The following is a 12,162-nucleotide window of genomic DNA, read 5'->3' as shown; positions in this document are numbered from 1 at the left end:
GATGCGAGCATAAAGTGATTTTATGTCATCGGTTTTATCTATCCTATATTTTTCCAATTTTTTTTGTTACAATAGTCTGGTAAAGTTATAGCCTTTTTTATAAATAGACATACTGAGCGATAAATGATGATTCATTTTGAAGAAATGCGTAGGAGAAAAGGCGCAGGTATCGTTTTTTCTCTTTTTTTAGGCAAAAAAGTAGAACGGCGGTACAGCAGCTTCAAATGAACGACAGAAAGTGGAGGAGAATAGATGGCACGGATTATTGCAGTCGCAAATCAGAAAGGCGGCGTCGGAAAAACGACGACCACCGTCAATTTAGCAGCTTCTTTGGCCTACTTAGGCAAAAAAGTGTTATTGATAGATAGTGATGCCCAAGGGAACGCCACCAGCGGACTCGGCATTTCAAAAGCAGATGTTGAAAAAGATATATATGATGTATTAGTGAACCAAGAGCCCATCGAGAATGTCATCAGAGAATCCTCGCGGGAAAATTTATGGGTCGTGCCGGCAACCATCCAATTGGCAGGAGCCGAAATCGAGTTGACGAATCAACCGCATCGTGAGGCGCGCCTTTATGATGCAGTGCAGTCGTTGCGTGACGAATACGACTTCATTTTCATCGATTGCCCGCCATCGCTGGGGCATTTGACGATCAATGCTTTCACCGCCAGCGATTCCGTTTTGATTCCGGTCCAGTGCGAATACTATGCCTTGGAAGGGCTGAGCCAACTGTTGAACACCTTCCGCTTGGTTCAGAAGCATTTCAATAAGGACCTGAAATTGGAAGGGGTCTTATTGACGATGCTGGATGCCCGTACGAATCTCGGCTTCGAAGTCGTTGATGAGGTCAAAAAATATTTCAAAGAGAAAGTATACAAGACAATCATTCCACGAAATGTCCGCTTATCCGAAGCGCCAAGCTATGGACAATCGATCGTTGACTATGATATCCGTTCAAAAGGAGCGGAAGTTTATCTTGAGTTGGCAAAGGAAGTGTTAGCAGATGGCGAATAAAAACAGCAAAGGGCTAGGACGCGGCATCGACGCGCTCTTCAGCAACTTTGAAGATATCGAGAAGATCGATGAAAAGACAGAGAAGGTGCAGGAGATCACTTTAGACGAAATCCGTCCCAATCCTTATCAGCCACGGAAAACCTTCGATGACTCGACTTTGCGGGAATTGGCTGACTCGATCATGCTGAACGGCGTCATCCAACCGGTCATCCTGCGCCAATCCAGCGTAAAAGGTTATGAGATCATTGCAGGCGAACGCCGCGTCCGCGCGTCCCGCTTGGCCGGCAAAACAACAATCCCGGCAATCGTCCGTGAATTTGACGAAACAGCAATGATAGAAGTCGCCATTCTGGAAAACCTGCAGCGTGAGGATCTGACTCCGCTGGAAGAGGCGGAAGGCTACCAAACCTTGATGAACAAGCTGAATCTTACGCAAGTGGATGTCGCCCAAAGATTAGGGAAGAGCCGTCCGTATATTGCCAACCACCTGCGCTTGTTGAATCTGCCGCAGGACGTCAAACGGATGCTGCAAGAGGGATTGGTCTCCATGGGGCAAGCCCGTACACTTTTAGGCTTGAACGATGAATCGTTGATCAGTGAATTAGCGAAACGTGCTGCCGAGGAAGGCATCACTGTCCGACATCTGGAATTGCTGGTCCAACAACTGAACAATCCTGGAGATGTCGCTAAAAAGACAACCAAGAAGAAAAAAGAAACGAAGCCAGTATACATCAAAGAGAGCGAAGAACGCTTGATGGACAAATTCGGGACATCCGTACAAATATCCAGCAAGGGCGAAAAAGGCAAAATCGAGATTGAATACCTTTCTCCAGCCGACCTGACCCGGATTTTGGATATCCTGCAAATTTCCCTGGACGATTAAGAATAGACGAAGACATCAGAAAGAGGTGCATCTAGCCTTGGTACAACAAGATTATGGATTGCATGATGTGGTGGAAATGAAAAAACCGCATCCCTGCAAAAACAACTCATGGGAAATCATCCGAATGGGTATGGATATCCGGATCAAATGCCTGAAATGCGGGCAGATGGTCATGATGCCGCGCCGTGAATTCGAGAAGAAAATGAAAAAAGTACTGACTAAGGCAGAAGAAACTGTCGAATAAGTCTTTGAAGGAATAAATATTAGCAATATTAAGTGGAAAGAGTGTGAAGAAATGTCATTAACAGCAGGAATCGTAGGATTACCGAACGTCGGGAAATCCACTTTGTTCAACGCCATCACTAAAGCGGGAGTGGAAGCGGCAAACTACCCATTCGCGACAATCGACCCAAATGTCGGAGTAGTCGAAGTTCCCGATGAACGTTTGAATAAATTAACAGAATTGGTGAAACCCAAAAAAACCGTCCCTACAACTTTTGAATTCACGGATATCGCCGGAATCGTAAAAGGCGCCAGCAAAGGAGAAGGTCTAGGGAATAAATTCTTGGCCAACATCCGCCAAGTGGATGCCATCTGTCATGTTGTCCGTTGTTTCGAAGACGATAACATCACACACGTCAGCGGTAAAGTGGATCCATTGGATGATGTCGAAACCATCAACTTGGAACTGATTTTCGCGGATTTGGAATCCATCGAGAAACGCTATACACGCATCAGCAAAATTGCGCGTACGAAGGATAAAGATGCTGTTTACGAATTAGCGATATTGGATAAAATCAAAGAAACGCTGGAAGCTGGTAAATCCGCGCGCACAATCGAATTCACACCTGAAGAAGAAGTGTACGTGAAAAACCTGTTCCTATTGACGACAAAACCTGTTCTGTATGTCGCAAACATCTCCGAAGAGGACGTAATAGCTGGCGGAGACAATGAAATGGTGAAGATTGTCCGAGATTTTGCAGCGACAGAAGGCGCAGAGGTTGTTACCGTCTGTGCCCGTATCGAAGAAGAAGTGGCCGAATTGGATGATGAAGAAAAAGCTGAATTCCTGTCAGAGTTGGGCATCGAACAATCCGGGCTTGATCAACTGATCCAAAAAGCTTACACGCTGCTTGGGCTGGGAACTTACTTCACAGCAGGCGAAAAAGAAGTACGTGCCTGGACATTCAGATTAGGGATGAAAGCACCTCAGACAGCCGGAATCATCCATTCCGACTTCGAACGCGGCTTCATCCGTGCCGAAACAGTTTCCTACAATGATCTGTTGGCTTACGGCAGCATGCAAGCAGCCAAAGAAGCAGGAAAAGTAAGACTTGAAGGAAAAGACTACGTAGTCCAAGACGGCGACGTAATGGAATTCCGCTTTAACGTATAAGAGTGTGATGAATCCTGAGTTCAGAGTTTAAGCACTAACGAAGGTCAGGACCAAGCAGCCCGGTTTTGGCTGAGTGGGCCTGAACAGTGTTAGGCGGAGAACTCTAGGATTCAGAACCGTTCTATAAAGGATACCGCATGTAATCAAGGGAGGATTTACCATTGGAAGAAACGAAGAGCGTTGCACAAATGAAGGTCGAAAACAAAGCCTTATGGCAGAGTTTGACAAAAAGAAATGAACAATACATGCTGGGGCTGGACAGAACCTTGAGAGCTGCAAACCTGGAAGATGGGCGCAGAGAGGAAATCTACAACAAAATGATGCGGGAATTGTTGGACGCCCAAAAAACCGGTAAAACTGCCCGCCAATTATACGGCACAGTGTCTGAGTGCGCATCAAACATCCTGGTAAATCCGACAGACAACGAACTGAAAGTGCGTTCGACTGATTGGTTGATCGCTTTGGATGGCGGCTTATTGCTGGGGTCTCTTTTCGCGATGATTTCAGGCGTTTCCTTGCTGACCAACAGTGGAGAAGACGTAATCGGAATGGGTCTGATCAGCTTGATCCTTAACTTTATCGTAGGCGGCATCGCCATGCTCATCATCTCCAAATACACACCGAATCCAGATGCACCAAAAGGTGAAAAAGGCTTCGGGAAATACATCTTTGCGACGACGGCCGCTATGTTGCTTTGGATGCTCATCATGACTGTTTCCATGATGCTTATTCCAGCCACAATCAATATCGCTTTGCCTGCATGGTTGTACCTTGGGATCGCTGGTGTAGGTTTTGGCGCAAAAGTATATCTGAAGAAAAAATATCATATCGTGGGCGGCATTTTGTAGGCCGTCAAGTGGTGGAGGCCGAGATGCAAATAAAACTTGTATCTCGGCTATTTTCGTATATTGACAGAAAAAAACTGTATATGAATCCCTGGATGCAAACGTAAGTGCCAATTCCGAACGTTACGGCAGTCGCGAATCAACAGCATTCGATAAAAACGCTTCTATATGAGAATTGTATGATAAAGGGAGCTTTGCGCTTGACGTAGGTTGTTGGTGGTGGTATTTTAGATGATAAAAATCAGCACAAATAAAAAGGAGTGTTCATCGAAAATGTCAAATTGGGAAACAAAATTCGCTAAAGAAGGTTTTACTTTTGATGATGTATTATTAGTCCCGGCTGAAAGCCATGTATTACCTAACGATGTGGATTTATCGATTGATTTAGCTAAAAATTTACACTTGAATATTCCTATAATGAGCGCAAGTATGGACACTGTAACCGATGCAGCAATGGCAATCGCAATGGCTCGCCAAGGAGGCTTGGGCGTCATCCACAAGAACATGACCATCGAAGCGCAGGCTGAAGAAGTGCACAAAGTAAAACGTTCCGAAAGTGGCGTCATCATCGACCCATTCTTCCTGACTCCTGATCACTTGGTTGCTGAAGCAGAGAACTTGATGAGCAAATACCGCATCAGCGGCGTGCCTATCGTTAACGATATGGGAGAGCGCAAGTTGGTAGGGATTTTGACGAACCGCGATCTGCGCTTCATTGCGGATTACCAAGTTCCAATCGGCGATGTCATGACCAAAGAACATTTGGTTACCGCTCCTGTAGGGACTTCTTTGAAGGACGCTGAATCCATTCTGCAAAAATACAAAATCGAAAAACTGCCTTTAGTCGATGAAACTGGCCGTTTGGCTGGCCTGATCACGATCAAGGATATCGAAAAAGTAATCGAGTTTCCCAACTCCGCAAAAGATGCACACGGCCGTTTGATCGTTGCGGCTGCAGTGGGTGTCACAAGTGACACATTCGAACGCGCCCAAGCGTTATTGGACGCAGGTGCAGATGCAATCGTCATCGATACAGCGCATGGCCACAGCGCCGGCGTTATCCGCAAAATTAAAGAAATCCGCGAACAGTTCCCTGAAGCGACCCTGATTGCCGGAAACGTAGCGACTGCAGAAGGAACCCGCGCACTTTTTGATGTCGGGGTCGACGTAGTCAAAGTCGGAATCGGACCGGGCTCCATCTGTACGACTCGTGTGGTAGCCGGTGTCGGTGTTCCGCAGATAACAGCCATCTATGATGCTGCAAGCGTAGCGAGAGAATACGGCAGAGCAATCATCGCTGACGGAGGGATCAAGTATTCGGGAGACATCGTCAAAGCGATGGCTGCCGGTGGACACGCAGTCATGCTGGGCAGCATGTTGGCTGGTACGGATGAGTCCCCGGGCGAATTCGAAATCTTCCAGGGCCGTCGTTTCAAGACTTACCGTGGTATGGGCAGTCTGGCAGCAATGGAAAAAGGCTCAAGCGACCGTTACTTCCAAGGCGGCGTGAATGAAGCGAAGAAAATGGTGCCGGAAGGTATTGAAGGTCGTGTAGCCTATAAAGGGGCAGCCAGTGATATCATCTTCCAACTGCTCGGCGGTGTCCGTTCCGGTATGGGTTATGTCGGTGCAGCTAATTTGCAAGAGCTTCGTGATAATGCGCAATTCATCAAGATGTCCGGTGCCGGATTGATCGAATCCCACCCGCATGACATCCAAATCACAAAAGAAGCACCAAACTACTCCATCCAAAGATAACAACGCAAGAACCCAAAATGTCCGGGACACTGTTCCCGGACATTTTTTTCTTATGCTCACGGTTTGTGGGAGCTTTCTGATATAATTAAAACGGAATTTCTTTATGCTTCCTTAAGCAAAAATTTAGAACAATTTGGTACGATGAGGGAAAATATATATTTTGGGGAAAGGATTGTCCTATATGAATAAAGTGTTGATCGTCGATGACGACAGGGAAATCGTGGATTTACTGAGCATCTATTGCAAAAATGAAGGGTACGATCCGATAAAAGCCTATGACGGCACCGATGCATTTCGCAAGTTGGAGGAAAATGCGGACATCCAGTTGATCATTTTGGATGTGATGATGCCGAAGAAGGACGGCATATCGGTAGTGAAGGAGCTGCGGGAACAGAATAATCCGATCCCGATTCTGATGCTGAGCGCAAAATCCACGGACATGGATAAGATCCAAGGCTTGACGACAGGCGCGGACGACTATGTTTCCAAGCCATTCAACCCACTGGAAGTAATGGCCCGCATCAAATCGCTTTTGCGCCGGACCAATATGCAGGTGGATGCTTCAGAGGTGGACTCGATCGAAATAGGTCCGCTGATCATCAAGAAGGATTCCCATGAAGTGAAGACACTGAACGGAAAGAGCATCCAGTTGACCGCGCTGGAATTCGGCATCCTGCATTTATTGGCGAGCCATCCGAATCGCGTCTTCAGTGCCGATGAAATCTTTGAACGCGTTTGGCAACAGGAAAGCATCGTATCCGCCAAAACCGTGATGGTGCATGTGAGCCATCTTCGCGATAAAATTGAAGAGGCTACAGGTGGCGAGAAAGTCATCCAGACAGTATGGGGTGTAGGCTATAAGATCGGGGAGTAGGCAGGCCTGCATAAGGGCAGGCCTGAAAAAATCAGCTGAGTCGGGAGGGTGCTGCTTTGTTTAACAAGTTGAAGAAAAAAGAACTGAGTGAACTCGTTTTTGAAGGGGCTTTGACGCTGGGCATCGTCTATCTGCTCTATATCGGGATGGAGCTGATGTTCAACCGACTGGTCGCGACCCCTCCCTCAATTTTGAAGGAAATCCCCTCATTAAGGCGATTCGTGATGGTGGTTGACGCGTTTCTGACCATATATGATGATGTTTTCCAATGGATAGCGGCGATTTTTGCGGCCATCTTCACCGGTTGGCGTTTGGCCAGGAGATACAAGCAGATGCAGTTGACGCATATCCTGGACGAGTTGCATTATATCGCAGCGGGGCACTTCGATCATCGAATCGACGCAAACAATGCCGGCAGCTATGTTGATGTTGTCGACAGCATCAATACGCTGGTGGAAAGTACGGTCCAAGCGATGGCAGAGGAGCGGAAAATCGAACAATCAAAGGATGAATTGATCACGAACGTCAGTCACGATATCCGCACCCCTTTGACTTCGATCATCGGCTACCTGGGATTGATAGAGGACAAGCAATTCACGAGTGAAGAGGATGCCTTGCGTTATATCCATATCGCTTACACAAAGGCGCTGCAGATGAAGGTGCTTGTCGATGATCTTTTCGAATACACAAAAGTGCGTCAACCGACGACTCCGCTGTTGTTGAAGACAATCAATATCGGCAATTTTTTGGAGCAGATCGTCGCGGATTATGAACTGGAGTCGCGCAAACGCCATATGGAGACTGAGGTCATCATGAAGACGGATCCGTTGATGATCGAAATGGATGTCGATAAGATGGCCCGTGTCTTCAATAATTTGATTTCCAATGCCCTGAAGTATGCGCATGGCGGCACTTGGGTACACATCGAAGCGGAAAAGATCGGCTCTGAAGTGATCGTTGCCGTGAAAAACAACGGGGAGCGCATCCCTGAAGAATCGCTGCAGGAATTGTTCGGGCGCTTCTATCGGGTGGAAAATTCCCGTTCCAAAGAGACGGGCGGGACCGGGTTGGGGCTGGCGATCGCCCAAAGCATCGTCACGCTTCATGGCGGGTATATCTATGCGGAATCGGATGAGGCGGAAACTAAATTCGTGCTTCATCTCCCTTTGAGACAGACTCCGCCTGTCAATGAATAAGGAACGTACGCTTTCTGTGTACGTTCCTTTTTTTGGTTGTCTTTTTACAATATTTCCGCTAACATAGAAGGGTATATGAACCGAACGATATGACTGATTGGAGATAACTACAAACAATGATAACTATAAAAAACCGAAAAATGATTATGGGAACACTATCAGCTGCTGCTGTATTGGCGAACAGCTTGTTTGCTGCACCGGCTGCTTTGGCTGCTGAACAACCTTCTGTCGATGCGAAAGCCGCTTTCGTGATAGAAGACGAGACTGACAAAGTGCTTGTCAACCAAAACGGGGAAGAAGCGCTGGGCATAGCCTCAATGACAAAGATGCTGAGTATCTACTTGGTACTGGAAGCCATCGAAGAAGGCAAATTGACTTGGAACAAGCAAATCACCGTCAGTGACTACGTCTATGAAGTCAGCCAGAACTACAATTTTTCGAATGTGCCTTTGCGCCAGGACATCACGTATTCTGTGGAAGAGCTGTACCAATCCGCATTGATCTATTCCGCAAACGGATCGACGATCGCTTTGGCGGAAGCTTTGGCTGGTTCGGAAGCGAAATTCGTCGATCTGATGAAGGCCCAGTTGGATGAGTGGGGCGTAGAAAACTATGAGCTCTATAATGCAACCGGCTTGTCTAACAGCGATGTCGCGGAAGAAAACCTTTATCCGGGTGCTCCGGCTGACGGCTACAACAAAATGACAGCGCGTGGCATCGCGATGGTCGCGGATCATCTGATCGATGATTACCCTGAAGTTTTGGAAACGACTTCCATTCCGGAGTTGGCTTTCCAAGCGGGAACCTCCGACGAAATCATGATGCACAGCTATAACGTGATGTTGCCTGGAATGTTTTATTACCGTGAAGGTGTGGACGGTCTGAAGACCGGAACAACGCTGGAATCCGGTGCATCCTTTACTGGTACCGCAGTGCAAGATGAAATGCGGATCATCACTGTGGTCATTGGCGCTGATGAGAGCACCAAACGTTTCACTGAAACCGATCGTTTGATGGACTATGCCTTCTCGACCTTCGAAAAGACGACAATAGCGGCGAAAGGCGATGCTGTTTCCACGCAAGAGCCGATTACCGTAGCCAAAGGGAAGCAAACTGAAGTCGGGCTAGTCTACAATGAAGACCTTGTGACTGTTACCGAAAAAGGCGCAGAAGAGCTGGCGCTCACAACTGTTTTCACACCGGCTAAAGAGAGCCTGAATGAAGACGGCGAGATTGAAGCGCCTATCGAAAAAGGCACAGAAGTCGGATCTGTCGCTGTGACGGTTGAAGGCGACGAGTTGGGCTATTTGGACGGAACGACTTCCGAAGATGTCAAAGTCGCGGTGGCAAGCAGCGTTGAGAAAGCCAATATCTTTGTGCGCGGCGGCCGCGTTGTCGGAGACTTGTTCGGTAAAGCTTGGCAAACAGTATCCGATTTTGTCGGAGGATTTTTTGACTGATCCGGAATAGTTGCAGGCTAATTTGGACCGGCCGCTTTGTTGACAGCATAGGGTTTGTTCAGTAAAATGAGGATATCGAATCTTAGACTAATTGAATAGAGAAAGCCATGCATGTGACCAGTAGATGATGTGAAGCGCCCCAGAGAGTCAGTGGTTCGGTGAGAACTGACCCTTCACCTGTTGAATCCCCACATGAAGCGAACAATGAAAACAAGCAATTGACTAAATTGTTCCGGATCCGTCCGTTAACGCAATGAAGCGCAGCCAGACCTATTTAGGATTGGCTGAAGTTGGGTGGTACCGCGAACGTTAAAGCCATTTCGTCCCAGATTATTCTAGGGATGGAGTGGCTATTTTTGTACACATAATGAGGAGGAAAGAGTATGTTGGATGTAAAATTTTTGAGGGATGGATTTGAAGACACTGCAGAAAAGTTGGCTGCACGTGGCGTTAAAACGGAAGAGTTGGTGACGTTCAAGGAATTGGATGCACAACGCCGGGAGAAAATCGTTGAGACGGAAAACCTGAAGCAATACCGCAATGGTGTTTCCCAGGAAATTGCGCAATTGAAACGCAACAAAGAGAATGCGGATGATAAGATTGCCGAAATGAAAGAAGTCGGCGATAAAATCAAAGCGCTGGATGAAGAACTGAATGAAATCGAAGAGAAGACGACCTACATCGCAACAAGATTGCCTAACTTGCCGCATGCCTCCGTTCCTGTCGGTGCGGACGAAGAGGATAACGTGGAAGTAAGAAGATGGGGGACACCGCGCGCGTTCGATTTCGAACCGAAAGCCCACTATGATATCGCCGAGGCATTGGATATCCTGGATTTTGAACGTGGCGCTAAGGTGACCGGAAGCCGTTTTGTCTTCTATAAAGGCCTAGGAGCACGCCTGGAACGCGCTTGCTACAACTATATGCTGGACTTGCATACCGAAGAACATGGCTACACGGAAATCATTCCTCCCTACATGGCGAATGAAGCTTCTATGTTCGGTACCGGACAATTCCCTAAATTCAAAGAGGACGTCTTCCAGTTGACGGATGAGCGCAATTTCACGCTGATCCCTACAGCAGAAGTTCCTTTGACGAACTATTACCGCGATGAAATCATGAATGAAGCGGAACTGCCTGTCTATTTCACGGCAATGAGTCCTTCATTCCGTTCTGAAGCTGGAAGTGCAGGACGCGACACAAGAGGCTTGATCAGGATGCACCAGTTCCATAAAGTGGAGATGGTGAAATTCAGCAAACCAGAAACTTCCTATGAAGAATTGGAAAAAATGACGGACGATGCTGAATCTGTACTGAGAGGCTTGAACCTGCCGCACCGAACCATCACTTTATGCACGGGTGACATGGGCTTCTCCGCAGCCAAAACTTATGACATAGAAGTCTGGATCCCAGCTCAAGATACCTATCGGGAAATCAGTTCTTGTTCAAATACGGAGGCATTCCAAGCCCGCCGTGCGAAAATCCGTTACCGCAACGAAGAAACAGGGAAACTGGAATTTGTGCACACGTTAAATGGCTCAGGGCTGGCTGTCGGCCGCACGGTGACTGCGATACTTGAGAATTACCAAAACGAAGACGGTTCCGTCACGATCCCTGATGCACTTGTGCCATACATGGGCGGCATCACGAAAATAACCAAAGAAAACGCAAGCAACAAACGCTGATCGCAAGCAAGATATGCGAGTAAGCTTTTGGTCATGTGATACAATCATTTCAGACGAAAATGCGTACGAAAGGAATGATAAAAGTGACAAAACCAAGATTGGAAAAAGCTACTTTTGCCGGAGGATGTTTTTGGTGTATGGTCAAGCCGTTCGATAGCCTTCCGGGTATCGAATCAGTTGTTTCCGGCTATACTGGCGGACATAAAGAGAATCCGACCTATGAAGAAGTGTGCGCCGGAACAACCGGGCATACGGAAGCCGTCCAAATTACATTTGATCCAGCTTTGTTTCCGTACAAAGATTTAGTGGAGGTATACTGGCAGCAGACAGATCCTACTGATGCCATGGGTCAGTTCGTAGATCGCGGTGCTTCTTACCGTCCGGTTATTTTTTATCATTCACCGGAACAAAAAGAGATAGCAGAAGCTTCCAAACAAGCGCTGCAAGACAGCGGGAAATTCACTAAACCTATCGTGACTTCCATCGAACCGGCACAACCGTTTTATGCTGCAGAAGAATATCATCAGGATTTCTACAAAAAAAGCAGTGCGCATTATCATGGGTATCGTTCCCATTCAGGCAGAGATTCGTATATCGAATCGCATTGGAAAAAGTAGAAAGCTTTCTTAGACAACAAAATAGTAAAGAAGAGTCCTTCCGAAGAAATCACTTTGGTAGGGCTCTTCTTTTTTGCTGCCCATGGCAGTATTGGCCTATTCCAAGGACCTTTTGATTTTAGCATGCGACAAAAAAATATAAATAATCAAAAAAGGCTTGCCAAAAACCCCTATCACAGGTATGATTGATATTCGTTGACAGGCCAAACGGATACCCGTAAAAAGTATCCACGGCTGTTGATGCTCGTACGAACTTTCAGACCAATTCATAAAAATAACATTTTTTGAAAAAGTTGTTGACAAATTGGTTCCGCAAGTGGTATTATATAGAAGTTGTCATGTGAGAGCGTGCGACACATTAGACCTTTGAAAACTGAATGAAGAATGAACGAACCAAATGTGCAAGGAGCTTAGACTTCGGTCGAAGCAAA

General features: G+C 46.9%; 11 protein-coding genes and 1 other annotated feature. All 11 genes read left to right on the top strand.

Features of this window, described 5'->3' with window-relative positions; genetic code table 11:
* The first annotated feature begins 252 nt into the window (after positions 1-252).
* The 11 genes from C7R73_RS10495 (at position 253) to msrA (ending at position 11,731) form a co-directional block, all read left to right on the top strand.
* Positions 253-1,017: a ParA family protein gene (locus tag C7R73_RS10495; protein WP_086628685.1), complete on the top strand. Its 765-nt coding sequence runs from the start codon at positions 253-255 to the stop codon at positions 1,015-1,017.
* Positions 1,007-1,900, top strand: a complete 894-nt coding sequence (locus C7R73_RS10490) for a ParB/RepB/Spo0J family partition protein (RefSeq protein ID WP_106450468.1) — start codon at positions 1,007-1,009, stop codon at positions 1,898-1,900. The genes C7R73_RS10495 and C7R73_RS10490 overlap by 11 nt, the downstream gene beginning before the upstream one ends.
* Positions 1,901-1,937: 37 nt before the next feature.
* On the top strand, positions 1,938-2,144 hold the full coding sequence (locus tag C7R73_RS10485) for a DUF951 domain-containing protein (protein WP_086628836.1): 207 nt from the start codon (positions 1,938-1,940) through the stop codon (positions 2,142-2,144).
* A gap of 51 nt (positions 2,145-2,195) precedes the next feature.
* Complete coding sequence (ychF, locus tag C7R73_RS10480) at positions 2,196-3,296, top strand: redox-regulated ATPase YchF (RefSeq protein WP_086986305.1); 1,101 nt, start codon at positions 2,196-2,198, stop codon at positions 3,294-3,296.
* 161 nt (positions 3,297-3,457) lie between these two features.
* Complete coding sequence (locus C7R73_RS10475) at positions 3,458-4,144, top strand: DUF1129 domain-containing protein (RefSeq protein WP_106450467.1); 687 nt, start codon at positions 3,458-3,460, stop codon at positions 4,142-4,144.
* Between the two features lie 270 nt (positions 4,145-4,414).
* Positions 4,415-5,899 carry an IMP dehydrogenase gene (gene guaB, locus C7R73_RS10470; protein WP_086986303.1) on the top strand — a complete coding sequence of 495 codons (1,485 nt, stop codon included), beginning with the start codon at positions 4,415-4,417 and terminating at the stop codon, positions 5,897-5,899.
* A 181-nt stretch (positions 5,900-6,080) separates the two neighbouring features.
* Complete coding sequence (locus C7R73_RS10465; protein WP_106450527.1) at positions 6,081-6,773, top strand: response regulator transcription factor; 693 nt, start codon at positions 6,081-6,083, stop codon at positions 6,771-6,773.
* A 56-nt stretch (positions 6,774-6,829) separates the two neighbouring features.
* The gene (locus C7R73_RS10460; protein ID WP_239992623.1) at positions 6,830-7,969 is read left to right on the top strand and encodes a sensor histidine kinase; all 1,140 of its coding nucleotides are present in this window, start codon (positions 6,830-6,832) and stop codon (positions 7,967-7,969) included.
* A gap of 116 nt (positions 7,970-8,085) precedes the next feature.
* A complete protein-coding gene (locus tag C7R73_RS10455; protein WP_106450466.1) occupies positions 8,086-9,429 on the top strand; it encodes a serine hydrolase in 1,344 nt (447 codons plus the stop codon).
* Positions 9,430-9,527: 98 nt separating this feature from the next.
* Positions 9,528-9,760, top strand: a binding site (T-box leader).
* Positions 9,761-9,812: 52 nt separating this feature from the next.
* The gene (gene serS, locus C7R73_RS10450) at positions 9,813-11,114 is read left to right on the top strand and encodes a serine--tRNA ligase (protein ID WP_106450465.1); all 1,302 of its coding nucleotides are present in this window, start codon (positions 9,813-9,815) and stop codon (positions 11,112-11,114) included.
* A 74-nt stretch (positions 11,115-11,188) separates the two neighbouring features.
* Positions 11,189-11,731, top strand: a complete 543-nt coding sequence (gene msrA, locus C7R73_RS10445) for a peptide-methionine (S)-S-oxide reductase MsrA (protein ID WP_218131858.1) — start codon at positions 11,189-11,191, stop codon at positions 11,729-11,731.
* The last annotated feature ends 431 nt before the right edge of the window (positions 11,732-12,162 follow it).

Origin of the sequence: Trichococcus alkaliphilus, from assembly GCF_003008695.1 — a bacterium.
Lineage (GTDB): Bacteria > Bacillota > Bacilli > Lactobacillales > Aerococcaceae > Trichococcus > Trichococcus alkaliphilus.
Note: the sequence above shows the minus strand (reverse complement) of the source record. Positions and strands in the feature narration are given on the sequence as shown.

Bases quoted from the DNA above. Each gene is read 5' to 3' on its own strand.
- ychF (WP_086986305.1), top strand. From the start codon at position 2,196: ATGTCATTAACAGCAGGAATCGTAGGATTACCGAACGTCGGGAAATCC.
- C7R73_RS10490 (WP_106450468.1), top strand. From the start codon at position 1,007: ATGGCGAATAAAAACAGCAAAGGGCTAGGACGCGGCATCGACGCGCTC.
- msrA (WP_218131858.1), top strand. From the start codon at position 11,189: ATGATAAAAGTGACAAAACCAAGATTGGAAAAAGCTACTTTTGCCGGA.
- C7R73_RS10465 (WP_106450527.1), top strand. From the start codon at position 6,081: ATGAATAAAGTGTTGATCGTCGATGACGACAGGGAAATCGTGGATTTA.
- C7R73_RS10455 (WP_106450466.1), top strand. From the start codon at position 8,086: ATGATAACTATAAAAAACCGAAAAATGATTATGGGAACACTATCAGCT.
- serS (WP_106450465.1), top strand. From the start codon at position 9,813: ATGTTGGATGTAAAATTTTTGAGGGATGGATTTGAAGACACTGCAGAA.
- C7R73_RS10495 (WP_086628685.1), top strand. From the start codon at position 253: ATGGCACGGATTATTGCAGTCGCAAATCAGAAAGGCGGCGTCGGAAAA.
- guaB (WP_086986303.1), top strand. From the start codon at position 4,415: ATGTCAAATTGGGAAACAAAATTCGCTAAAGAAGGTTTTACTTTTGAT.